At 62.9% G+C, this 25010-nt stretch carries 19 protein-coding genes; 10 read left to right on the top strand and 9 right to left on the bottom strand.

The genetic code is table 11. The features are described from left to right. Positions 1-2: 2 nt before the first annotated feature. Positions 3-1007 carry an ABC transporter substrate-binding protein gene (locus B5527_RS11020; protein WP_079601311.1) on the top strand — a complete coding sequence of 335 codons (1005 nt, stop codon included), beginning with the start codon at positions 3-5 and terminating at the stop codon, positions 1005-1007. Between the two features lie 99 nt (positions 1008-1106). Here B5527_RS11020 and B5527_RS11025 read toward each other — a convergent pair whose 3' ends face one another. Then, on the bottom strand, positions 1107-2087 hold the full coding sequence (locus tag B5527_RS11025; RefSeq protein WP_172842542.1) for a Bug family tripartite tricarboxylate transporter substrate binding protein: 981 nt from the start codon (positions 2085-2087) through the stop codon (positions 1107-1109). 170 nt (positions 2088-2257) lie between these two features. Then, a complete protein-coding gene (locus B5527_RS11030; RefSeq protein WP_079601313.1) occupies positions 2258-3082 on the bottom strand; it encodes an IclR family transcriptional regulator in 825 nt (274 codons plus the stop codon). Positions 3083-3185: 103 nt separating this feature from the next. On the opposite strand from B5527_RS11030, the gene B5527_RS11035 reads away from it, so the two are divergent. Continuing rightward, a complete protein-coding gene (locus tag B5527_RS11035; RefSeq protein ID WP_079601314.1) occupies positions 3186-4430 on the top strand; it encodes an acyl-CoA dehydrogenase family protein in 1245 nt (414 codons plus the stop codon). Between the two features lie 168 nt (positions 4431-4598). Next, on the top strand, positions 4599-6533 hold the full coding sequence (locus tag B5527_RS11040) for an alkyl/aryl-sulfatase (protein ID WP_079601315.1): 1935 nt from the start codon (positions 4599-4601) through the stop codon (positions 6531-6533). Between the two features lie 271 nt (positions 6534-6804). On the opposite strand, the gene B5527_RS11045 is transcribed toward B5527_RS11040, so the two are convergent. The 6 genes from B5527_RS11045 to B5527_RS11070 all read right to left on the bottom strand — a co-directional run bounded on the left by B5527_RS11045 (position 6805) and on the right by B5527_RS11070 (position 12742). After that, positions 6805-7509, bottom strand: a complete 705-nt coding sequence (locus B5527_RS11045) for an ABC transporter ATP-binding protein (RefSeq protein ID WP_079601316.1) — start codon at positions 7507-7509, stop codon at positions 6805-6807. After that, the gene (locus B5527_RS11050) at positions 7509-8252 is read right to left on the bottom strand and encodes an ABC transporter ATP-binding protein (RefSeq protein ID WP_079601317.1); all 744 of its coding nucleotides are present in this window, start codon (positions 8250-8252) and stop codon (positions 7509-7511) included. The genes B5527_RS11045 and B5527_RS11050 overlap by 1 nt, the downstream gene beginning before the upstream one ends. Positions 8253-8261: 9 nt before the next feature. Beyond that, a complete protein-coding gene (locus tag B5527_RS11055) occupies positions 8262-9251 on the bottom strand; it encodes a branched-chain amino acid ABC transporter permease (RefSeq protein WP_079601318.1) in 990 nt (329 codons plus the stop codon). Continuing rightward, positions 9248-10117, bottom strand: a complete 870-nt coding sequence (locus tag B5527_RS11060) for a branched-chain amino acid ABC transporter permease (RefSeq protein ID WP_079601319.1) — start codon at positions 10115-10117, stop codon at positions 9248-9250. Before B5527_RS11060 ends, B5527_RS11055 begins: the two co-directional genes overlap by 4 nt. Positions 10118-10133: 16 nt before the next feature. Next, the gene (locus B5527_RS11065; RefSeq protein ID WP_079601320.1) at positions 10134-11372 is read right to left on the bottom strand and encodes an ABC transporter substrate-binding protein; all 1239 of its coding nucleotides are present in this window, start codon (positions 11370-11372) and stop codon (positions 10134-10136) included. Between the two features lie 302 nt (positions 11373-11674). Further along, positions 11675-12742, bottom strand: a complete 1068-nt coding sequence (locus tag B5527_RS11070; RefSeq protein ID WP_079601321.1) for a glycosyltransferase family 4 protein — start codon at positions 12740-12742, stop codon at positions 11675-11677. A 314-nt stretch (positions 12743-13056) separates the two neighbouring features. Here B5527_RS11070 and B5527_RS11075 point away from each other — a divergent pair, with 314 nt between their 5' ends. From B5527_RS11075 to B5527_RS11090, 4 genes are all read left to right on the top strand, one after another. Beyond that, positions 13057-14820, top strand: coding sequence for an ABC transporter ATP-binding protein (locus B5527_RS11075; protein WP_079601322.1), 1764 nt, complete (start codon positions 13057-13059; stop codon positions 14818-14820). Between the two features lie 77 nt (positions 14821-14897). After that, complete coding sequence (locus B5527_RS11080; RefSeq protein ID WP_079601323.1) at positions 14898-17099, top strand: amylo-alpha-1,6-glucosidase; 2202 nt, start codon at positions 14898-14900, stop codon at positions 17097-17099. 171 nt (positions 17100-17270) lie between these two features. Further along, positions 17271-17768: a PRC-barrel domain-containing protein gene (locus B5527_RS11085; protein WP_079601324.1), complete on the top strand. Its 498-nt coding sequence runs from the start codon at positions 17271-17273 to the stop codon at positions 17766-17768. 22 nt (positions 17769-17790) lie between these two features. Then, positions 17791-19134, top strand: coding sequence for an MFS transporter (locus B5527_RS11090; RefSeq protein ID WP_425305068.1), 1344 nt, complete (start codon positions 17791-17793; stop codon positions 19132-19134). 18 nt (positions 19135-19152) lie between these two features. Here B5527_RS11090 and glgA read toward each other — a convergent pair whose 3' ends face one another. After that, a complete protein-coding gene (gene glgA / locus B5527_RS11095) occupies positions 19153-20568 on the bottom strand; it encodes a glycogen synthase GlgA (RefSeq protein WP_079601325.1) in 1416 nt (471 codons plus the stop codon). A 189-nt stretch (positions 20569-20757) separates the two neighbouring features. Between glgA and B5527_RS11100 the strand changes: the two genes are divergently transcribed. The 3 genes from B5527_RS11100 to B5527_RS11110 all read left to right on the top strand — a co-directional run bounded on the left by B5527_RS11100 (position 20758) and on the right by B5527_RS11110 (position 24446). After that, positions 20758-21963, top strand: coding sequence for a CaiB/BaiF CoA transferase family protein (locus B5527_RS11100; RefSeq protein WP_079601326.1), 1206 nt, complete (start codon positions 20758-20760; stop codon positions 21961-21963). A 108-nt stretch (positions 21964-22071) separates the two neighbouring features. Further along, positions 22072-23136, top strand: a complete 1065-nt coding sequence (locus tag B5527_RS11105; protein ID WP_079601327.1) for an alcohol dehydrogenase — start codon at positions 22072-22074, stop codon at positions 23134-23136. 230 nt (positions 23137-23366) lie between these two features. Continuing rightward, a complete protein-coding gene (locus B5527_RS11110) occupies positions 23367-24446 on the top strand; it encodes an isocitrate/isopropylmalate dehydrogenase family protein (RefSeq protein ID WP_079601328.1) in 1080 nt (359 codons plus the stop codon). Positions 24447-25010: the final 564 nt, after the last annotated feature.

A 25010-nucleotide genomic window follows, 5' to 3' on the forward strand; every position in this document is an offset into this window, starting at 1 on the left:
GCATGAAAGGTCTTGGAATCGCGGGATTGGCGCTCGCGCTGCTGGCGCCGGTCGGTCCCGCCTGCGCCGGCGAGTCCGTCAATCTGATCCTGAACTGGACCCCGACCGCGGACCATTCGCCGTTTTATTACGCCAAGGCGCAGGGCTGGTACGCGAAGGCCGGCATCGATCTCAACATCGAGGTCGGCAAGGGGTCGGGGGTTTCGGCGCTGAAGGTCGGCTCCGGCGGCTCGCCGTTCGGCATCGCCGATCTCGCGACCATGCTGGTGGCGCGCAGCAAGGGCGCCGATGACGTGGCGCTGATGAGCATCTACGCCAACACCGGGCAGACCTTCTATTGGCTGAAGAGCTACGGCGTCAACGGCGTCAAGGATTTTCCAGACCACAAGATCGGCAACCCGCCGGGCGATGCGTCGCGGGTGATGTGGCCGGCATTCGCCAAGGCGGCGGGGATCGCGCCTGACTCCGTGAGCTTCGTGAACGTCGGACCGACCGCCAAGATCGCGGCGCTGAAAAGCCACACCGTCGATATCATCAGCGACTTCTACAACGAACATGATCTGAAAGTCATCGAATTCGGCAGAGACCTCGGTTTCGTCAACTGGAAGGACATCGGGCTCAATCCCTATGGAAACTCGTTGATCGTCAACGGCGCGTTCCTGGCGAAGAATCCAAAGCTGGCCGAGGATTTCGTGCGCATCACCCAGAAGGCCTATGCCGCCTGCGTCGCCGACGTCACGCCCTGCCTGAAGGCGCTGCTCGATCAGGTGTCGGGTCTCGACAAGGAAAACCAGGAACACCAGTGGGAACGCATCAAGTTCCTGATGACCGACGAGTTCACGACCACCAAGGCGCTGGGCTGGATCGACGCCGATCGGATGAAAAAGGATTACGAGCTGGTGCAGACCTATCTCGGCATGGAGAAGCCGTTTGCGGTGGAAAGCGCGTTCACGACGAAACTGCTGGACACCTCGATCAAGATGGACGCGAGCAAGGTCAAGAAGTGAGAACGATGTCGTCATTCCGGGATGGTGCGTAGCGCCAGACCCGGAATCTCGAGATTCCGGGTTCGATGCTTCGCATCGCCCCGGAATGACGGAAGGTCCTCACTGCGGCGTCATGCCGGATGCTTTCACCACCGTCGTCAGCTTCTCGTAATCCGCCTTCATCAGGCCGGCGAGTTCATTCAGCGACATCGGCTTGCCCGGGATGTCGGCGACCGCCAGCTGGCGCTGCACGTCGGGATTCTGCAGCGCCTTGTTGATCGCCCCGTGGATTTTTTCGACCAGCGCGTCGGGCGTGGCTGACGGCACGTAGACGCCGTACCAGGGGATATAGGACGCTTCGGCGTAGCCGGCTTCCGCGATGGTCGGCACGTCCGGAAGATCGGCGACGCGGTTTTCCGTGAAGACCGCGAGCGGCTTGATGCTGCCGTCCTTGATGTGCGGCAGTGCCAGCGCCAGCGAGACGATCTCGAAATGCATCAGGTTCGTCATCAGGTCGACCAACGCCTGGGGCTGGCCCTTGTAGCCGACATTGGTCAGCTGGATGTGGGCGGCCTGAAACAGCTTCTGCGCGGTCAGGTCGATCGACGAGCCGGTGCCGGGGTTGCCGAAATTGAGCTGGCCGGGTTTGCTGCGCGCCAGCGCCACGAATTCGGCGAGCGTCTTCGCCGGCATCGCCGGATTCACCACGGCCACGCTCTGATTCCAGACCGCGAGACCGACGCATTTGAAGCTTTGCATCGTGTCCCAGCCGGCGTCCTTGTACAGGGTTGGGTTGACCAGCACCGCCGGCCCCGTGACCAGCCAAGTATAGCCGTCGGGATCGCTTCGGGCGACCGCGGCGGTACCGATATTGCTGTTGGCGCCGGGCCTTGCTTCGACGACGACCGGCTGCTTCCAGTCGCGGCCGACCTGCTCGGTCACGGCGCGGGCGATGATGTCGACGATGCCGCCGGGGGGATAGGGCACGATGATGTGGATCGGGCGATCCGGATAGTTGCTCTGCGCCTGCGCTCGAGGGGCGTTGCTGAACATGATGGCGGCGACGCCTGCGGCCAGGCCAAAAGCCCGCATTGCTCTCATTCTTCCCTCCCGTCGTCGCAGCATCGTTCGTGCGATGTGCGTTATTTTTGATAGCGATCAGCTCGTATTTGTCGTCATTGCGAGGAGCAAAGCGACGAAGCAATCCAGTTGGCGGCAAAGTAAGTCTGGATTGCTTCGCTGCGCTCGCAATGACGGCCTCTTTTAGACTTTCAATTGTTATCCACCAGCGAGCGAATGCTGCGCGCCAGTCCCAAAATCCGCGGTCCGCATTCGCGTTCGATCTGCTCGGCGGAAAAGCGAAACGAGGGAATGCCGCAATTCACCGAAAGGCAGTCGCCCGCAGCGGTGCGATACAGCGGTGCCGCGACGCCGAAGATTTCCCGCCGCCATTCGCCCAGCGAAAGCGCGAACCCGCGTTCCCTGCAAAGTTCGATGTCGGGCAGCGTCCGCGCTTCAACATATTCCAATTCGTCAGGACGCTCGGCCTTCACGGACTGCACGTAGCGCTGCAGTTCATCCTCGGTCGAGAGCGACAGCAGGGCGCGGCCGACGGCCGTCGTCGCCAGCGTCCCGGTAAAACCGACGTCGGGAACGTGCGGAACGGCGTCGGTGGTGCGCAGCGTCTCGACGTAGATAAAGTCGAGACCGAACGGCATCGCGATCGATACCGTTCCGCCGGCGTAAGCGGCGAAGTCGCGCATCAGCGGGCGCGCCATCTGCCGGACCTTCAGGGCCGACAGCACCGGGTACGCTGCCGCCAGGATGCCAAGGCCGAGTTCGAAGCGTCCCTTGGCGTCGCGCTTGAGATAACCGAGCTGTGCCAGCGTGTGCGTCAGCCGCGACACCGTCGGCCGCGACAACCCCGTCTGCAGCGCGAGGTCTGCATTCGACAGCGAGCCGCTGCCGTTGCGGAACGCAGCCAGCAGGTCGAGCCCGTGCGCCAGCGTCGTCGCGAACGACGGATCGCTTGGGTCTCCGGCGGCTCTGGACCGCGAAAGCGCCGAAAAAGCCAGGGGCTGGTTTGAGGAGGCCATGCCATAGATTGGACAGAATAAGGATATCTGTCAATATATCGGAACATATTTGCAGTTTGTGTCGGCATACGGCTATATGCAGCTTCCACAGGGGACGGCAGGCATGGACTTCGAGCTATCCGCACGATCCGAACAATGGCGCAAAAAGCTTCAGGCCTTCTTCGACCACGAAGTGCTTCCGCGCCACCGCGCCTGGGTCGATCACACCGCGACCAGCCGCGAGACCCCGCCGTTCATGGCCGAGCTGCAGCGCAAGGCGCGTGCCGCGGGATTGTGGAATCTCGGTCTTCCCGAACTCGCTGATGATGAGCCGGGGACGCGGCTTTCCAATCTCGAATACGCGCCACTGGCCGAAATCATGGGACGGCTGTTCTGGGCTTCCGAGGTCTTCAACTGCCAGGCGCCTGACGTGCCCAACATGATCGCGCTGCATAACTGCGCCACGTCAGAACAGAAGGCGCGCTGGCTGCGGCCGCTGCTCGAAGCCGAGACCCGTTCGGCCTTCGGGATGACCGAACCCGATGTGGCCTCCTCCGATGCGACCAATATTGCCACTACGATCGTTCGCGATCAGGACGACTACATCATCAACGGGCGCAAATGGTTCATCACCGGCGCCGCCCATCCGCGCTGCAGTTTCCTGATCGTACTCGGCGTGACCGATGCGGATGCGGAGCGCACCCGCCGCCATTCCTGTGTCATTGTGCCGATGGATACGCCCGGCGTCCGCCTGATCCGGCCGCTGCGCTGGATGGGCTGTGAGGATCACACCGCCCCGATCGGCGAACTCGCCTTCGACAATGCACGTATTCCCCGGTCGAACCTGATTGGCGAAGAGGGGGAGGGTTTCAAGGTCGCCCAGGTCCGTCTCGGCCCGGCGCGCATTCATCATTGCATGCGTTCGATCGGGCTGTGCGAGCTTCTGATCGAACTGATGGTGGCGCGGTCGGCGGAACGCTCCGCATTCGGGCGCACCATTATTCAATACGATACCGTGCAGCGCTGGATCGCCGAATCCCGGGTCGAACTCGAGCAGGCGCGCCTGCTGGCCTATCGCTGCGCCTGGCGGCTCGACCAGGCCGGCCACCATGGCGCCTGGCGCGATGTTTCATTGATCAAGGTCGCCGTCCCCGCCATGCTGCAGCGGATCGCCGACCGCGCCATGCAGGTGTTCGGCGCGATGGGCGGTTCCGACGATACCCCGATCCATCAGGCGCTGGCATGGGGCCGGCTGCTTCGAATAGGCGACGGGCCGGACGAGGTTCACCTGCGCCAGATTTTCCGGATGGAGGCGATGCCGTCCTGGGGAATTGCGAATTCGCCGTATCTCGCTGCGCATCCGGAGTGAGCTCAGAATGTGACTCAAAATGCAGTTAATCGAACGGGGAGTTCGTCATGGCCGGGCTTGGCCCGGCCATCCACGTCTTTCTTGCCGCGACGCTGTTAAGACGTGGATGCCCGGCACAAGGCCGGGCATGACGAAGAATCTGAAAATGCTACGAGGGAGAACAACAACATGGCCGCAACGGTCAATAGCGAAACCCCGAAGGACGCCTCCGCATCGGTGATCGCCCAGCAGGCCGCGATGCTGAACGCCCTGCCGTTTTCCGACACGAGAGATTTCGACGAGGCCTCGCGCGGTTTTCTCGGCACGCTGGAAAATGCGGAGATCGCCAACCCGCAGGGGCGGGTGGTCTGGAGCTTGAAACCCTACGGCTTCCTGTCCGAGGAGAAGGCGCCCGCCACCGTCAACCCGAGCCTGTGGCGGCAGTCGCGGCTGAACATGAACCACGGATTGTTCGAGGTGGTGCCCGGCATCTACCAGGTGCGCGGCCTCGACATCGCCAACATGACGCTGATCGAGGGCGACACGGGCGTGATCGTGGTGGATACACTGACCTCGATCGAAGGCGCGCGCGCGGCGATGGAGCTCTACTTCCAGCACCGCGGAAAACGGCCGGTGGCGGCGGTGATCTTTACCCACACCCATACCGACCATTGGGGCGGCGCGCGCGGCGTGCTCGATGACGAGATGCTGGCGGGCGGAAAAATTCCGATCATTGCGCCCAATCTGTTCATGGAGCATGCGGTTTCGGAAAACATCATCGCCGGGCCTGCGATGCTGCGACGCGCGCAATACCAGTTCGGGCCGTTCCTCGCCAAGGGTGCGCGCGGGCAGGTTGATTGCGGGCTCGGCAAGTCGATGGCGGCGGGCTCGGTGGCGCTGTTGCGCCCGACCGATCTCATCATGGAAACCGGCGACAAACGTACCATCGACGGCCTCGAATTCGAATTCCAGATGGCGCCGAACTCCGAGGCGCCGGCGGAAATGCATTTCCACATTCCGCGCTACAAGCTGCTGAATCTCGCGGAAAACTGCACGCATAATTTCCACAATCTGCTGCCGTTCCGCGGTGCCGACGTGCGCGACGCGCTGGCCTGGTCGAAATATCTCGGCGAGGCCCTGCAGATGTGGGGCGGCAAGGCCGAGGCGATGTGCGGCCAGCACCACTGGCCGGTGTGGGGAAAAGACCGCATCGACACCATGATCCGCCAGCAGCGCGATCTCTACAAGTTCGCCCACGACCAGACCATCCGCCTGATGAACCACGGCCTCACCGCCAGCGAAATCGCCGAGACGATCAAACTGCCGGCGAGCCTCGAAGGCGCCTGGCACGGCCGCGGCTACTACGGTCACATCCGGCACAACGTGAAGGCGATCTACCAGAAATATCTCGGCTGGTACGACGCCAACCCGGTCAATCTCGATCCGCTGCCGCCGGTCGAGTCGGGCAGGAAATACGTCGAATACATGGGCGGCGCCGACGCGATCCTCGATCGTGCGCGCAAGGATTTCGCCAAGGGCGAATTTCGCTTCGTGGCGCAAGCCGTCAGCCATCTCGTGTTCGCCGATCCCGATAATCAATCCGCCCGCGCGCTGCTCGCCGATACCTTCGAACAGCTCGGCTATGCTGCGGAAAGCGCGACCTGGCGCAACGCGTATCTGTTCGGCGCGCAGGAGCTGCGGCAGGGCATGCCGAAAGCGCCGCCGCGCCCGCCGATGCCGCGCGAAACCCTGGCCGCGCTGCGTACCGAGCAATTGTGGGACGTGCTCGGCGTGCGGCTCAACGGGCCGAAAGCCGACGGCAAGCACATCGTGCTGAACTGGGCTTTCACCGACACCAGCGAGAGTTTTGTGCTGACGCTGGAGAATTGCGCCCTGACCTACATCGCGGGCGCGCAGGCGGAGAAGGCAGATGCCAGTTTCACGCTCGCGCGCGGCACGCTCGACGAGGTGATCGCGAAGCAGACCAGTTTTCCGGAAGCCGTCGCGGCCGGAAAGATAAAATTCACCGGCAATGCGATGCGGCTTGGGGAATTGATGGGGCTGATGGACGAATTCCCGCGCATGTTCGAGATCGTCGAGCCGAAGCGGACGGTGGTGAGTTAGAGGAAGCTGTCATTCCGGGGCGATGCGAAGCATCGAACCCGGAATCTCGAGATTCCGAGGATGGTGTTCACGCGCCCTCCACGATGCGCAATTGCCAATCGGTTTTCACCTCTCCCCTTGTGGGAGAGGTCGGATCGCATCGACAGATGCGATCCGGGTGAGGGGTTAAGGTCTGTCGATGGACCGAAACCCCTCACCCCAACCCTCTCCCACAAGGGGAGAGGGAGCTCACCGCCATCGTTGAGGCATTGGTGATTCATTTCAATGCGTCCTATATCCCGAGATACGCCGCCTGCACCTGCTTGTTGTTAGCGAGCTCCGCGCTTGACCCGTGCATGATCACGTTGCCGCTTTCCAGCACATAGGCGCGCTGCACCAGCGACAGCGCGCGGCTGACGTTCTGCTCGACGAGCAAAATCGCGGTGCCCATCTTGTGGATCTCGCCGATCTTCTCGAAGGTGACGTCGGTCATGACGGGCGCCAGCCCCAGCGAGGGCTCGTCGAGCATCAAGAGGCGCGGTTTGAGCATCAAGCCGCGGCCCACCGCGAGCATTTGCTGTTCGCCGCCGCTCATGGTGCCGGCGAGCTGCTTCTTGCGGTCGGCGAGTCTCGGAAAGATGCTGTAAACCAGATCGAGCGTACGGCTGCGTTCGGCCTTGGCCTTCGGCACGTAGGCGCCGATCTCGAGGTTTTCCTGCACGGTCATTTCAGGAAATACCTGGCGACCCTCCGGCACGTGGGCAATGCCCAGTTCCGGAATCCGGTGCGGCGGAAGCGAGGCAAGATTGGTGCCGGCGAAGGTGATGGTGCCCGAGGTCAGCTTCACGAGGCCTGAGATCACGCGCAAGGTCGTGCTCTTGCCGGCGCCGTTGGCGCCGAGCAGGCCGACGGCTTCGCCTTCGCCGATCTCGATGCTGACATCGGTGATGGCAGGCACCGAGCCGTAACTGGCGCTCGCTCCGTCTAATTTGAGCACTAGCTTTCTCCCGGTGTCGGCGGGTGCATGTAGGAGCCGAGATAGGCGCGGACCACTTCGGGGTTTTCCACGATCTCCTTCGGGGAGCCCTCGGCGATCTTCTGGCCGTGATCGAGCACCACGATGTGACGCGCCACCGCCATGATGGCGCGCATCACGTGTTCGACGATGACGATGGTTAAGCCCCGCGCCGACAGCTTGCCGACCAGAGCAACCGCCTGATCGATCTCGGAGGGATTAAGCCCGGCCATCACCTCGTCGAGCAGCAGAATACGAGGTTGCGTCGCCAGCGCGCGCGCCATCTCCAGCCGGCGCTGATCGATGGTGGTCAGGTCCTTCGCCGCCGTCAGCGCTTTGGCGGTGAGGCCGACGAACTCGATCGCCTCGCGGGCTTTTTCGCGCGCCGCGGCGGTATTCCTGTCGCGCAGGAAGGCACCGGTCATGACATTATCGAGAACGGTCATGGCTCCAAACGGTTTTGCAACCTGGAAGGTGCGCGCCAGACCGTGGGCGCAGATGTCGTGGGGCTTCAACCCGACGATCTCGCGGCCGAAGGCCAGCACCGAACCCTGGTCGGGCCGATGAAATCCGGTGATGAGGTGAAAGCTCGTGGTCTTGCCGGCGCCGTTCGGTCCGATCAGCGCCACGGTTTCGTTTTCCTTGACCGTGAAGCTGACGTCCTGCACGGCGCGCAAGCCCCCGAACCGCTTGCTGAGGCCACGTATTTCGAGCGCGTCTGCCATGGCGGGTCTCTACGCCCGCGCCGGTTTGCGGCTGACATGGCGCCGCCATACTTCGGTCATCACGCCCATCAGCCCGGTCGGCCGCCACAGAATGACCGCCATCAGGATCAGGCTGTAGACGGTGAGCTGCACGCCGCCGATCGAGCCGCCGAGCCAGCTTTGCAGCAGCGTCGACGTCGTTTCCAATAAAATGGTCCCGATCACGGGGCCCCATAACGTCCCGATGCCGCCGACGATCGACACCAGCGCCGCCTCGATCGAGATGTTGAAGGAAAACGCCGTCGCCGGATCGATGAAGTAGATGTACTGGGTATAAAACGTACCGGCGAGCGCGGTGAGAAACGCGCTGATCAGATAGATGTCGCGCTTGATTTTCGGGGCGTTGACGCCGATCGCCTCAGCGGCGTCTTCATCCTCGCCGATGGCGACGAGGTAATACCCCATCCAGGATCGCTCGATCAAATAGGTGATCGCAAGCCCAAGCGCGAGCAGGCCGAGTGCGACATAGTAGTATGCCGCCTTGGCATCGAACTGCATCATCAGCGGCGCGTTGCCGAGGTTCGGAATCGTGGTGCCCTCGGCGCCCCAGGCCAGATCGCGAAATTTCAGGAAGATCAGCATCAGGGCCTGCGCGGTGGCGATCGTGGCGATGGTGAAATAGGGGCCGCGCAGCCGGAAACAGAGCCAGCCGATCGGCAGGCTTGCCCCCATCGCCACCACGCCGCCGGCGATCATCCCGATCCAAGGCGAGATGCCGAAATCGATCTGCAGGATGGTCGAGGTGTAGGCGCCGAGCCCGAAATAGGCGGCATGCCCCAGCGACAATTGCTTGGCGTATCCGCCCATCAGGTTCCAGGCCACGCCGATGAAGGAGAACAGCAGGATCCGGATGAAGATATTGATGGCGAATGAACTCTTCACGACCAGCGGCAAGGCGATGAGAACCGCGATGCCGACGGCAAGCCAAAACAGGCGTATCGGTATCCTGCGCGCCGTCATCGCACGCGCCCCCCGCCAAGACCGTTCGGCTTGAACGCCAGCGTCAGCAGCAGCATGGCGAACACGACGATCAATCCGGAGTCGGCGCCGACATATTGAATCCCCAGCGATTCCGCGATCCCCATCATCAGGCTGGCGACAAGCGCCCCGATCACGTTGCCGAGCGTCCCCAGCACCACGGCGACGAACGCCATCAGCACGAAGACCTGCCCGACAAACGGATAGGCCGAATAGAACGGCATCAGCAGCGATCCGGCAGCGCCCGCCAGCGCCAGCGCGATTCCGAGGGCTACGCAAAACACCCGATTGGGGTTGATGCCCATCAGCGTCGCGACGTCGCGGTTCTGCGCGGCGGCGCGCATCGCCTTGCCGAGGTCGGTGGTGTGCAGGAAGACCCAGAGCGCTCCGCTCAGCGCCATCGCCACCACAAAGGCGATCAGTTTCGCCACGGGTATGTATAACCCGGCGACATGAAACGCTTCGTCGGAATACGAGGTGTGAACGGTACGGTAGTTCGCGGTAAACAGCATCAGCGCCAGGTTCAGCAGCAACAGCGACAGGGAAAAAGTCAGAAAAATCTGCGGCATGTCATTAGGTCCCAGAACCCTGCGGATCAGGAAATGCTGGACCAGGACGCCGATGACGAACAGGGTCGGCATCGAGACGACAAGCGACACGATGGGATCGATACCGAACTGGGAGGCGAGGAAGTAGCTGATATACATCCCGATCATCACGAATTCGCCCTGGGCGAAATTGACGATCTTGACCACGCCGAAGATCAGCGTCACGCCGATGCTGACGAGTGCATAGATGCCGCCGATGAGCAGGCCGTTGATGACGGCCTGGGCCACTGTCTCCCACATCTGGCTTGACCGGCTGTCAGGTTTTCAACAGCGGCGCGCGGGCGTCTTCCTTGGGAAACACGCTGGCCAGATCGCCGTTCTGCCACTGCACGCCGACCGGGCGGCCGTACACGTTCTTGCCGTCAGGTCCGAATTTTACTTTTCCGCCCGGCGCCATCGCCGCGTAACCTGAGGAGACATCGAGCGTCGACAACGCTGCGCGAACCTTTTGCGGATCGGCTGAGCCTGCGCGTTCCAGCGCGTCAGCCAGCATGAACGTCTGTGCGACCAGGCCGCCGGCATATTCGAACAGGAACGCGCCGGTGCGTTTCTTGAATTCGACGTTCACCTTCTGGGCGTCGGCGCTCACGTCATGATTCCAGTGCGCCACACCTTGCAGCCCTTCGGCAAGCGTGCCGACATTCTTGTAGAAGTCAGGCATCACGAAGCCGCCGGAACCGCCATTGATCGAGACATTGAGACCGAATTGCTTGACGGTCCGCACGATCAGAATGAGGTCGTTCAAGTAAGAGACCGAGAACAGCGCGTTCGCGCCCGACGATTTGACCTTGTTGATCAGCGGGCTCGCGTCGGTAAACCCGGCCGAATAAGGCTCGAACATGACGATTTCGACACCCTCGGCCGGAGCCAGTTCCTTCAGGCCGTTCGAGGTCGAGGTGCCGAACGCGGTGTTCTCGAAGATCACGGCGACCTTGGGCTTGTCGCTGACGAGCTTTGCCATTTGCAACTGCGCCTGCGCGAACTGCGACGCACGGGCAAACGGCGTAAACGTGTAGGTCCGCCCCTTGTTGAGCTGGTCCGAACTCGAGCCGGTAATCACCGGGACCTTGGCGCGTTCGGCCACTTCGCTGGCGATCAGGGTGAGGGCGCTGGCGTAACAGCCGTGGATCGCCGACAGTTTGTTTTCGGTAATCAGCCGGTCGGTCTCGGTGCGCGTCACCGTGGTGTCGCTTTGAACGTCCGAAATGATGAGATTGAGCTTGGCGCCGCCGAGCGATTTGATGCCGCCGGCCTCGTTGACCATCTCGACCGCGAGCTTGGCGGCAGCGACGCAGCCGACGCCGATCTGCGCCATGCTCCCCGTGGTGGGGTAAAGCGCGCCGATATTGACGGTATCGGCCGCCCAGCCGCGCATCGGCACCGCACCGAACGCTCCGGCGGCGAGGATGCCGCCGGTCTTGATGAGAAATTCGCGGCGGCCTTGCCGCCTCGACAGGGCCTGAAGAGTCTGAGAAGCCTTGCGATCTTTTTTCATGCCGTCCCCCCGTGCGACAGACTTCTGTCCGTTCGCGTGTTATTTGCCCGAATTCAACATCATAAGACCATGTAATTTGCAAACTTCAAAGCAGAGATCGGTTCAGGTCCGCGCACCCGCGAAGGGCGCGGAGGGTGCGCCGCAACATGAGGCCCAATAATTCACGGCTGGCATCGCCGCTGCTCACACCCACGGAAACCTTGATGCGGCAACCGCGGGCAATCCGGCACCAGTCGGCGTGCGTACAACGCCAGCAGCCGCGCCGAATGGCGCGGCCGCTACAAGCCCTCTGATTGCAATTACTATTCGGCGCTGCTCACCAGCTTGATACGCGGCTCCGCGGCCTCCGTCAGGCTGCGATAGGCGGCGAGATAGTCGAGTGCCATGCGCCGGGCGGTAAAGCGCGCCTCGAACTGCTTTCGGATAGCGTCGCGGTTCAGGTTGGAAAGTCGGCCGACGGCTGCGACGGCGCTGGTTTCGTCTTCGACGACGAAGCCGGTGAGACCTTCATCGATGATCTCGGGGACGGAGCCGCGGTTGTACGCAATGACGGGCGTGCCGCACGCCATTGCCTCGATCATGACGAGGCCAAACGGCTCAGGCCAGTCGATGGGAACGAGCAGCCCGATCGCGCCGCTGAGGAATTCCGGTTTTTCGTGATCACCAATTTCGCCGATAAACTCAATGAGAGGGTGATCCATCAGCGGGCGGATGGTTGCATCGTAATAATCCTGGTCGGTCCGATCGATCTTTGCGGCGATCTTGAGCGGAATGCCGCACCGGATCGCAATCTTGATCGCCCTGTCCACCCCTTTTTCCGGCGCGATCCGGCCGAGTACGGCCAGATAACCGGGCGTCACCGGTCGTGGCGTCAGCAGCTTCTCCGGCAGACCGTGATAGATGGTGCGCACCCAGTTGGCTTGCGGTACCGGACGCTGCTGGGCGTTCGAGATCGAAATCACGGGGATGGAAGGGAAGGTGTCAAATACCGGCTGATGCTCGGGCAGATCGAGCCGGCCATGCAAGGTAGTCACATACGGTGTCGGCTGCCGGTCGAACAGGGAGAACGGATAATAGTCGAGATGGAAGTGCAGGAAGTCGAATTCCTCGTCGTCGCATTTCTGCCGGACGCGTTCCAGCATCACCATATGCAGTGCGTTCGGATCCCGGACCGATCCGTCGAGACGCAGCGCCTTCGGCCAGGTCGCGTCCAATTTCGCTGAGGTCTGCGAATCTCCGCTGGCGAACAGCGTGACATCATTTCCCAGCGCTACCAATTCCTCGGTCAGCCAGTGTACCACCCGCTCGGTTCCGCCATAAAGTTTGGGGGGAACAGCCTCCGTCAGCGGAGCAACCTGCGCGATGCGCATCTATTCTTCTCCTGTTTGTGGTCGTGGATAACAAAAGCCCCTTCGCCGAGTTGGCACCGGCATGCCGAATTGGGAACGTTTTCGCATCTGCGAAGTTCCCTAGAGCAGCGCACTTCTTCCGCCGCAGCGTACTTCCTCCACAGCAGGGTCTTGTTGATGCCATTACGCCCGATCAGGTTGCTGCCGTTGCCTATGCTGCAGGATTGTTGCGCAGAGATGGCAGCGTCGCGGGAACCGGAGAGAAGGGTTCGTCGTTCTCCCGCTTGCGACGTATCCAGATAAGAAATCCCTTCCTCCAACGGGTCGGCTGCCACATGGACAATCTTTCAGGATACGCAAATCGTCCGCTTTCGTTTGTGCTGCGTTACCTCCGTCAGCGCCTGGCGGCGCATATCGTCATTCTGTCCGCCGTCGTTGCGGCGGTTGCCTGTTCGGTAGGCACGCAATACGGCGTGAAGTATCTGGTCGATGGTCTGTCGGCTGGAGCGGCCCACGCGGGCGGTGTATGGCTGGCATTCGTTTTCCTCATGTCGCTGATAACAGCCGACAACTTTCTGTGGCGGGTCGCGAGCTGGACCGCGAGCTTCACATTTGTGGCCGTGACCGGCGACCTCCGCCGCGACATCTTCCGTCATTTGACCGGGCACGGGCCGAGCTACTTCTCCGACCGGCTGCCGGGTATGCTGACCAGCCGCATTACCGCTACATCCAATGCCGTCTTTACGGTCGAGAATATGTTCGTCTGGAACGTGTTGCCGCCGTGCATCGCCACCGTCGCGGCGATCGCCCTGATTGGAACCGTCAGTCTGCCGATGTCGGCGGGCCTGGTCGTCGTCGCCGGCGCCATGGTGGTCGCGATGTTCCGTCTGGCTGCTGCCGGCAAGCCCCTGCACGACGATTTCGCCGACAAGGCCGCGGCCGTCGACGGCGAAATGGTCGATGTCATCAACAATATGCCGCTGGTGCGCGCCTTTTGTGGGCTGAACTTCGAGCACGAGCGGTTCGACGCAACCGTCAACCGGGAACTGACCGCGCGGGGACGCAGTTTGCGTTATCTGGAAAAGCTGCGGCTTACCCACGCGGGCGTCACCGTGGCGCTGACGATCGCGCTGTTGGCCTGGGCGATCGTGCTTTGGCAGCGCGGTTCCGCCACCACCGGCGACGTCGTGCTGGTCTGCACTTTGGGCCTCTCCATTTTAAACGCCACGCGCGACCTCGCGGTGGCGCTGGTCGACGTGACCCAGCACGTCGCCCGGTTGACAGAAGCGATTGCCACCCTGCTGTTGCCGCATGAATTGTGCGACCACCCGGAAGCCGAACCGCTGGTAAAGAGCGGCGCCGCCATCGCCTTCAACAACGTATCGTTCCACTATCCCGGTGGTCTGAAGGTCTTCGATCGTTTCAGCCTTCGTCTGCAGCCGGGCCAGAGGGTCGGACTGGTGGGACAGTCCGGCGGGGGAAAATCCAGTCTGTTCGTGCTGCTGCAGCGCTTCTACGACGTACAGAATGGCAGCATCACGATCGACGGTCAGGACATCTCCAGGGTCACGCAGCAAAGCCTGCGCGAGGCGATTTCGGTGGTGCCGCAGGACATCTCGCTGTTCCATCGATCGATCATGGAAAACATCCGCTACGGACGGCCAACCGCGACCGATGATGAGGTGCTCCGCGCGGCAATTGCGGCGCGGTGCGATTTTGTCGAGACGTTGCCGGAAGGTCTGGCGACCCAAGTTGGCGATCGCGGCGTCAAGCTGTCGGGTGGCCAACGCCAGCGCATTGCCATTGCACGGGCGTTCCTGAAGGACGCGCCAATCCTGCTGCTGGATGAGGCCACCGCCGCGCTCGACAGCGAATCCGAGGAAGCCATTCGCGAAGCACTCGCCCGGCTGATGCGCGGCCGCACCGTGATTGCGATTGCCCACCGTCTGGCGACGCTGCGCAACTTCGACCGGGTGGTGATGCTGAAAGCCGGCAAGATCATCGAGGATGGTCCGCCGGATCGCCTGATGCAGGGCCAGGGTCCCTATCGCGAATTGGTGACCCGGGAAATGAGCCGCCTCGCGACCCACGCTGCATAATCCCTAGTATATAGTTACGGAGCACCGTGTTGATTCACGGAGCGCTTTTTGCAAGCCGGGGAACCAGCCGAGGTCAAATGTCAGCCGAAGTCGTAACCCAAATCACGACGACCCGGGCCATCGAAGTCGTCTCGGAATCGCCCTTCTACATCCCGATGACCGGGCCGGCGGCAAGGCCGCGGCGCTCGCTCAAACATGACGACACCTTCATCGCGTTCGACAGCCATGGCGACATCGGCGCTTCCGCCGGCGGACCGGACGGCCTGTTCAACGCCGATACCCGTTACCTCGCGCGGCTCGAACTTGTGCTCGACGAAGTCCAGCCGCTGCTGCTCGGTTCGAATCTGCGCGACGACAATTCCGCATTGACGGTCGACCTCACCAATCCCGACGTCTATCGCGGCGGCCGAATTGTACTGCAAAAGGACATGCTCCACATCGTCCGCACCATCTTTCTGTGGCGCGGAACCTGTTACCAGCGGATTGGTGTGCAGAACCATGGAGAACGTCCGGCGAGCTTCGATTTGACGCTGCTGTTCGACAACGACTTCGCCGATTTGTTCGAAGTGCGCGGCGAAAGACGGCCGCGGCGAGGTATCGCCTCCAGCAAATTGCTTGGTCCGGGCGCTGTCTTTCTAGAATATAACGGCCTCGACGGCAAATCGCGCTGTACGGCGCTGCATTTCGATCCGCGGCCGACGCGGCTCGCCGTGAACGCCGCGACCTATCATCTCGACCTCGCGCCGCACCAGGTCAGTTCGCTGTTTGTTGCCGCATCCTGCAACAAGCCAGCCGGGTTCAAGCCCGCTCCGTTCTTTCGCGGATTGCTGGCGCATCGCCGCGAGATGCGCCGGTCGACCGCGGGCGCCGCCAGCATCGAAACCTCCAACAATATCCTCAACGAGGTGCTGTGCCAGTCGATGGCCGACCTCAACATGCTGATGACGGATACGCCGCAGGGACGATATCCCTATGCGGGGATTCCCTGGTACTCGACGACGTTCGGCCGCGACGGGATTATTACCGCGCTGCAAATGCTGTGGATCGACCCGCGGGTCGCACGCGGCGTGCTGATGCGGCTTGCATTCTATCAGGCCAAAACCGTCGATCCGCTCGCCGACGCCGAACCGGGAAAAATCCTGCATGAAATGCGCGGCGGCGAAATGGCGTCGCTGCGTGAAGTGCCGTTCGCGCTATATTACGGCAGCGTCGACGCCACGCCGCTGTTCGTGCTGCTGGCCGGTCTCTACGTCGAACGCACAGGCGACGACGAGACGCTGGCCGAGTTGTGGCCTTCGATCGAAGCCGCGATAGGCTGGATCGACGGGGCAGGCGATCCCGACCGCGACGGTTTCGTCGAGTATCGCCGTGCGTCGGAGCAGGGCCTTGCCAATCAAGGTTGGAAGGATTCCTACGACGCGATCTTTCACGCCGACGGACGGCTGGCCGAGGGTTACATCGCGCTTGCCGAAGTGCAGGGCTACGTATTTGCCGCCAAGCGGCTGGCGGCGCGTTGCGCGTCGCGGCTCGGGAAAAACGAGAGGGCGCAACAACTCGAGGCCGAAGCCACGCTTCTCGCCGCGCGCTTTGAAGCGGCGTTCTGGTGCGACGAACTGGAGACCTATGCGCTGGCGCTCGATGGCGAAAAGCAGCCGTGCAAGGTACGAAGCTCCAATGCCGGGCAGTTGCTGTTCACCGGCATCGTGCGCGAAGACCGCGCCCGCATGGTTGCCGCCGATCTGATGCGGCCGCTTTTTTTCACCGGCTGGGGCATCCGCACCGTGGCGCTGGGCGAGGCGCGCTACAATCCGATGTCGTATCACAACGGCTCGATCTGGCCGCACGACAACGCGCTGATCGCGCTCGGACTTGCGCGCTATGGGCTCAAGGATTCGGTCGCGCAGGTATTCAGGGCCTTGTTCGACGCGGCGACGTATATGGATTTGCGCCGGCTTCCCGAACTGTTTTGCGGCTTTCGGCGCGAAAAGGGACGCGGACCGACGCTCTATCCCGTCGCCTGTGCGCCTCAGGCGTGGGCCAGCGCGACCCCCTTTACGCTGCTGGAAGCAGCGCTCGGACTGGAGTTTGATGTTCAGCGCGGCGAGATTCGTCTGCGCAATCCGCGTCTGCCGGCGTTCCTCAACGAGGTGGTCGTGCGTGATCTGCAACTGGGTCCTTCAAGCGTCGATCTTCGGCTCCGTCGTCATGGCGACGATGTGGCGCTGGAAGTCTTGCGCACCCGCGGCCATATCCAGGTGTCCATCGTGCTGTCGCGCTGAGTGCGATAGCGCTTTTGTCGGCGTCGGTAAGGCCGCGGACGCGCACCAATTCGAACCTGAGCGGCCCATCCCGGTTGGTATGAGAGGCCGTCAGGTTCACAGCCGCTGGTTTCGGGGCCTCCTCGGACGCTCGCACGCCCGTTCATGCCCCTTCGTTGAAGGATAGGACAGATGCGCGCAAAACCTCTGTTTGCCTTCGTTGCGATCGCTTTTGGAGCTTTCGCGGCGGTTACTTCCCGGGCAGCGGATCAAACTCCGCAAGCGGGCGGTAGCTCGCCGCAGCCAAATACGGCTCCCACGGTCGCGCCGAAGGAGGCCGCGCCGCCACCCTCCGTCACCATCATTGGGGCAGGGGACGCACATGGCGTGCTGGGGCGCGACGTTCGCAGCCCGACCAACGAGGACATGGGGCATATCGTCGATGTGATCGTCGATCGCACCGGAACGGTGCGCGCGGCGGTGATCGATTTCGGTGGTTTTCTCGGCGTCGGCAGCCGAAAGATCGTCGTCGACTGGAACGCGTTGCATTTCGGCCGCATCGCCGACAAGAGCGACGCCATCACGCTCGAATTGACCAAGGACCAGGTGAAGGCGGCGCCCGAATATAAGGAGGATGCGCCGATTGTGGTGCTCGGCGCCTCTGGCAGCCTGCAGCCATTCAGCCCGTAGAATTTGGAGAAGCAAGCTGTTGGTGCGCTCGTCCAGACCGTCGCCCGATACGATTGACGACCACCGCGGCGGGGCGCGCGGCCGTGGCGGCGATCCGGCGGCGTCCTCGGGGCCCGAGGCGCGCAAGCCGCTGACGCCGCCAACGCCGTCACGCGAAAGCCAGCGTGGCCTCGACTGGTTCATCTTTTTTCTCGCGGATGTGCAGACCGGATTCGGACCCTTCATCGCGGTCTATCTGACGACGGAGAAGTGGACCCAGGGCCAGATCGGTCTTGTGCTGTCGATTGGCGGTCTCGTCGGGCTGATCGGGCAAATGCCTGGCGGGGCCATCGTCGACGCCGCCCGCTCCGAACGGCTGGTGGCCGGCCTTGCGGTGGCGACCATCGGCTTCAGCGCGCTGGGCTATGCGGCGTGGCCGATCTTTCCCGTGGTGATCGCGGCCGCGATCCTGCACGCCGCCGCGAGCTGCGTGCTCGGCCCGGCAATCGCCGCCATCAGCCTCGGCCTGGTCGGGCCGCTTGCGATCGGCGAGCGGTTCGGCCGCAACGCCCGCTATGCGTCGCTCGGTAACGGCGTCGCCGCGGCCGTGATGGGCACCTGCGGCTATTTGCTCTCGAGCCGCTCGGTGTTTCTCGTCACCTTCGTTCTGGCCATTCCGACCTTGCTTTCGCTCGCGAGCATCCGCGAGCGCGAAGTCGATGCTGCGCAAGCCCATGGCGCGGTCGCACGCGAGGTGCCCGATGCCAACGCAACGAGCATTCTGAATCTGCTGCGCCAGCGCGCCTTGCTGATTTTCGCCGGCAGCGTGTTTCTGCTGCAGCTCGCCAACGCGGCGATGCTTCCGTTGATGGCCGGCGTTGTAACGACCCGGTCGAGCCAGTGGGCGCCGGTATTGATCGCCGCTTGCATCGTCGTGCCGCAAGCGATTGTGGCGCTGACGTCGCCGTCGGTCGGACGCAAGGCGCAGCAATGGGGGCGCCGGCCGCTGCTGCTTCTGGCTTTTGCCACGCTGGCTGTTCGCGGCATATTGTTCGCGACCGTGCATGATCCGTATTTGCTGGTCGCGGTGCAGGTGTTCGACGGCGTTACTGCCGCGGTTTTCAGCGTCATGGTGCCCTTGATCGTGGCGGACGTCGCGTTCGGAAGCGGTCACTTCAATCTGGCGCAGGGCATCGTCGGCACGGCGGTCGGCATCGGCGCCTCACTGAGCACGGTGCTCGCCGGATATGTCAGCGATAAGTTCGGCAGCAGCGTCGCTTTCAGCGGGCTTGCCGGCGTCGCGGCGGTGGGTTTCATCATGATCTGGCTTGTGATGCCGGAAACCCGGCGCAGCAGGACTGAGAGCACAACGAGGGCAGCCGAATGACAATCCGCGAAGCAACGGTCAGGGCGACACCGTCTTGCGGTACAGCGCGCCGTAGCAGGCCGCGGAAATGTCCCAGCTGAACGATCGCGCCATCGCGCTGCGGCGCATGGAGTTGAGGCGATCTTTCGCCATGAACGTCGTGAACGCGCGGCGGATACCGCCGAGAAACGATTCCGTCGAGGGTTGCGAGAACAGAAAGCCGGTTTCGCCGTCCTTGATGGTTTCCGCCAGTCCTCCGGTCTGGTGGCCGATCGGCAGCGATCCGAACCTCTGCGCGTACATCTGGCTGAGCCCGCAGGGTTCGAAACGCGACGGCATCAGGGTAAAATCGCTGCCGGCGAAAATCCGCCGGGCCTGTCCGTCGTTGAAACCGATCACGACGCCGATCGCATCCGGCCGGCGGCGATGTGCGTCGACCAGCGCCTGTTCGATTGCAGGCTCGCCGCTGCCGGTCACGATGATCTGCCCTCCGGCCTCGATGATCTCGTCCGCGGCGGACAGCACCAGATCGACGCCTTTCTGGTGAACGAGGCGGGCCACGAGGCCGAAAATCGGACCACGGGACAGCGCCAGGCCGAACTGCTGGCGGACGTAGTCGGCATTGGCGCGCTTGCCTTCCCAGTCCCCGGCGCCAAACGGCTGCGCCAGCTGGGCGCAGACCCGGGGATCCCAGCTTTCGTCGATCCCGTTCAATATTCCCGTCAGCTGCGCGGCATCGGACCGACGGCGCAACAGACCCTCGAGCCCGCAGCCGAGCCCCGAGGTCGTGATCTCCCTGGCATAGGTCTCGCTGACCGTGGTCAGATGCGAAGCGTAGACGATGCCGCCCTTGAGGAAGGACAGCTTGTCGTAGAATTCGAGGCCGTCGATATGGAAGGAGTCCTCGGGCGCGCCGATCCGGCGCAGCGATTCCTTCGGGAACAGGCCCTGATAGGCCAGGTTGTGGATGGTCAGGATGGTGGGAATCCTGACCGCGTTCCAGGCGAGGTAGGCCGGGACCAGCGCGGCCTGCCAGTCGTTGGCGTGGACCAGGTCCGCTGCCCAATTCTTGTCCAGAGTGCCTGCGGCAAGCTGGGCAGCGGCGGAGGCAAATCGGCCGAAGCGCACGTCGTTGTCCGGCCAATCCCGGCCCGACGCATCGCCATACGGGTTGCCGGGACGGTCGTACAATTGCGGGCAGAGCAGAACGTAGACCGGCAGCCCGTCCCTGGTCGACGCCAGCCCAAGCGAGCAGGCCAGCATTTCCGCCAGTGCCGGGCATTCGCCAACGATTTCGATATGCGTGAATTGTTCGACAACGTCCCGATAACCGGGGAGGATGATCCTGACGTCGCTCCAGAGCCGCAATGCCCGGGGCAGGGCCGCTGAAACGGCGGCGAGCCCGCCCACGCGGACAAAGTCGTCCATCTCAGTCGTAACAAACAAGACTTTCAAAAAAACGTCCTCGGAACAGTAACGGGTTTAATTATGCAAGAATGAGTCCAGTTTCTGTGTTGCATCAAATGGAAATCCGGCTGGCTGGTTTCAAACCGGCACGCGCCAGAAAGCTTCCCTGACCGAGCCGCGCAATTTAGGGTCCCACCGCGGCCGGCGGTACGGAAGGCCGCGGGGAGTTTTCGAAAAATGACGATAGCGGGAATCGATGAGGGTAATTTGACGAAGAGTTTTCAGGGCCTTCGCGTGCTGGATTTTTCGACCACGATCGCCGGTCCGCATTGCACCCGGATGCTGGCCGACATGGGGGCGGAGGTCATCAAGATCGAGGCGGTCGAAGGCGAGACGATGCGAACCCGTCCGCCGCTTCGCAACAGCTGCAGCACCGTGTTCGGCCAGCTCAATGTCGGCAAGAAGAGTCTCGTGCTCGACCTGAAATCGCCAGACGCGATCGACATCATCCACCGGCTTGTCGCCGGCAGCGATATCCTGGTCGAGAATTTTCGCCCGGGGGTGATGCGAAGACTGAAGCTCGACTATGGCTCGCTGCGAGAGCTCAACCCGAAACTGATCTATTGCTCGATTTCCGGATACGGCCAGACAGGTCCGTCCGCCGAGCTGCCGGCCTACGCGCCGGTCATCCATGCCGCTTCCGGTTACGATATGGCCCACCTGTCGTACCAGCCCGGGCGAACCCGGCCTGACTATTGCGGTATCTATCACGCCGATGTGGTCACGGGTGTCTATGCGTTCGGGGCGATTTCGGCGGCGTTGTATCAGCGTCACGGCACTCAAAAGGGTCAGCACATCGACGTCTCGATGCTGGAATCCATGCTCAGCCTGACCTTGAACGAATTGCAGTGGTCGCAATTCGAGGTGAGCCTGCCCAAGCGGCCGATGTTCGGGCCGCTCGAGACCGCGGATGGATATGTGATGGTCGCGGTGGCCAGCGAGAAGACGTTCCAGAGCCTGGTCAAGGCAGCCGGTCATCCGGAGTTTATCGCCGACCCGCGCTTTGCCAGATATGCCGACCGCCGCGACAATTGGGAAGATCTGATGAACGGGGTCGAGACCTGGTCGCGCCGGCTCACGACCGAACAATGCCTGGTCGAACTGAATGGTCATGGCGTTCCCTGTTCGGCCTACCGCACGGTGGCCGAAGCCCTGCGCGATCCGCAAATCGCCCATCGCGGGGCTTTGTCCGAAGTCAACGATGGTGGAGGCAGCTTCAAGGTCCTGAACCTGCCGTTCCGCATGTCCGGAACCAATGTGTCCGCGGGAAAGCGGATCGCCACCCTCGGCGAGCACACGCTTGAATTCCTCAGGGAGACCGGCCGCTCGGAAGATGAAATCGCGGCCTTCTCGGGGAAATCGCTGGCCGCGGATCGGGGCTGACCCCGCCGGACGGCCATGCGGGAGCCGTGAACCCGCAGGCCTCGACGCTGCATGGGAAGGCGTGGCAAGGTTGATCCAACAGCAAGAACGATCGACGGGAGAGAAGCGATGAAGAGTTTCAAGGTCACCGATTTCAACGCGCCCTTGCAGGAGGTGGACGAGCCGACTCCGCAACCGTCGGGGACGCAGGTGCTGATCAAGGTCAAGGCCGCCGGCGTCTGCCACAGCGACCTCCACATCTGGGAAGGCGGCTACGATCTCGGCCACGGACGAAAACCGCTGTCGCTCAGGGATCGTGGCGTGTCGCTGCCGCGGACGATGGGGCATGAGACTGTCGGCGAAGTCATTGCGCTCGGGCCGGATGCCAAGGCCGATGCCGGCGATCTCAAGGTCGGCGACATTGCGCTGGTCTATCCCTGGCTCGGCTGCGGCAAATGCGAGACCTGTCTCGCCGGCGAGGAGAACATGTGCTCGAAGCCCGCGTCCCTCGGCGTCTATTGCGACGGCGGCTATGCCGACCACATGACGGTGCCGCATCCGCGCTATCTCCTGAATCTCAGGGGGCTCGATCCCGTCACCGCGGCGCCCTATGCGTGCTCCGGCGTCACCACCTACAGCGCGCTGAAGAAGGTCGAGTCCAGCTTCGATACGCCGATCGTGATCTTCGGCGCCGGCGGCCTCGGCCTGATGGCGCTGTCGCTGTTGAAGGCGATGGGCGGCAAGGGCGCCATCGTGGTCGACATCGACGCGCGCAAGCGCGAGGCCGCGGAAAAAGCCGGCGCGCTGGCGACCGTCGACGGCAGCGCGTCCGATGCGCTGGAGCAACTCGCCAAAAAGGCTGGCGGACCGATCCGCGCGGTGATCGATCTCGTCGGCAATCCCAAGACCACGCAGCTCGGCTTCGACTGCCTGACCAAGGGCGGCAAGCTCGTGATCGTCGGCCTGTTCGGCGGCGGCGCGCCGTGGGCGCTGCCGCTGATTCCGATCAAGGCGATCACCATCCAGGGCAGCTATGTCGGAAACTTGCGGGAGACGCAGGAATTGCTCGATCTCGTGCGCACCAAAAGGATCGCGCCCATACCGGTGACGCCGATGCCGCTCGCCAAGGCCAACGAGGCGCTGGTCGACCTGCAGAAGGGCCGGCTGGTCGGCCGCGCCGTGCTCACGCCGTAAGGCTCCGTCATTGCGAGCGCAAAGGGTCGGCGCGAAGCGCCGCCCGATGACAGGCTCCGCGAAGCAATTTACACTTGTCATTCCGGGATGGTCCGAAGGACCAGACCCGGAATCTCGAGATTCCGGGTTCGATGCTGCGCATCGCCCCGGAATGACGGCTTTGGATGCTTCACTCGCAATGACGAAGTAGTTCATCGCTTCTCTTTTCGCCTGTCATAAGGAATCCCCCCATGTCCGCCAACAACGCACTCCACATCGCCGTGCTCTCGGGCGACGGTATCGGCCCCGAGGTGATGGCGCCGGCGCTCGAAGTGCTGCGCAAAATCGAACAAACCACGGACCTGAAATTTCGCTTCACCGAGGCGCCGGCCGGCGCCAACGAGTATCTTGCGACCGGCAAGTCGATGCCTGAGAGCACTGTGCGGCTGTGCGACGAAGCCGACGCGATCCTGCTCGGCGCCTGCGGGCTGCCGTCGGTGCGCTACCCCGATAACACCGAGATCATGCCGCAGGTGGAGTTGCGCTTTCATTTCGACCTCTATGCCGGCGTGCGGCCGGCGCGGCTGATCCCGGGCGTGCCGAGCCCGATCGTCGGCGCCGATGCGCGCGGCATCGACCTCGTCGTAATCCGCGAATCCACCGAAGGCCTGTTCGCCTCGATGGGGAAGGGCGTCGTCACCGACACCGAAGCGCGCGAGACGCTGGTGATCACGCGCAAGACGTCGGAGCGGCTGTTCGAATTTTCCTTCCGTCTCGCCGAACGCCGCAAGGCGCGGGGAAAGCCGGGTCAGCTTACCTGCGTCGACAAGGCCAATGTGTTCAAGGCGTTTGCGTTCTTCCGCGAGATGTTCGACGAGGCCGCGAAGCGCCACCCGGACGTCAAGACCGACCGGCTCTATGTCGACGCCTGCTCGGCGCTGCTGGTGAAGCGGCCCTGGGATTTCGACGTGATGGTGATGGAGAACATGTTCGGCGATATTCTCTCCGACATGACCGCCGGTTTGATCGGCGGCATGGGCATGGCGCCGTCGGCCGACATCGGCGACCGTCACGCCGTGTTTCAGCCATGCCACGGCACCGCGCCCGATATCATGGGGCAGGGCAAGGCCAATCCGACCGGGATGATTCTCTCCGCCGCGATGATGCTGGACTGGCTCGCCGACAAGCACGGAATCGAGCAGGCCGCCGAAGCGGCTGAAAGCATCGAGCGCGCGGTCGACAAGGTCTATGCCGACGGAATCAAGCCGATGGAATTCGGCGGCCGCAACGGTACGGCGGATATCGCCAAGGCGGTGCTGGCGGCGTTGTAGGTTGCGTAGGGTGGGCAAAGCGAAGCGTGCCATTTATGCCGTCATTGCGAGCGAAGCGAAGCAATCCATGGGGCTACAATAAGAAAGAGTGGATTGCTTCGTCGCTTCGCTCCTCGCAATGACGGCCGGACACAACTCCGCAATCTCGCCGCATGTGTTGCGCGAGGTTTGGCCGGTTCGTTCCGCCCTCTCCAATCAGAGGGCGCAGGGAATGCCGGGCGCCCGATGCGCCCGAGAACCGCGCGTGCAGAGATAGTGGTAGAGAGCACACGCGTAGTCAGGTCACACCGGAATCACCCGGCATTCCCCGCGCAATGGTTTACGGCTTATACCGTGCTCTCCCCGGTGATCGGCTTTCTTGCCACCGTCGCCGGCGGAGTTGCCTCCCCCGACTTGACACCAGCGTCGGGGTGTCAGGACCACACGTCTTCGCCGTCCGCCTCAAGCACCCTCGTCAGGAGCACCATCCGCGTCCACCGCATCCCGTCCCGCGCTGGTGACGTTGCGCAACGCCCCTCTGAGTGGGACTGGATGGCGGTGAATATAAAAGTGATTTGGGTCTTC

Source organism: Bradyrhizobium erythrophlei (genome assembly GCF_900129425.1).
Lineage (GTDB): Bacteria > Pseudomonadota > Alphaproteobacteria > Rhizobiales > Xanthobacteraceae > Bradyrhizobium > Bradyrhizobium erythrophlei_C.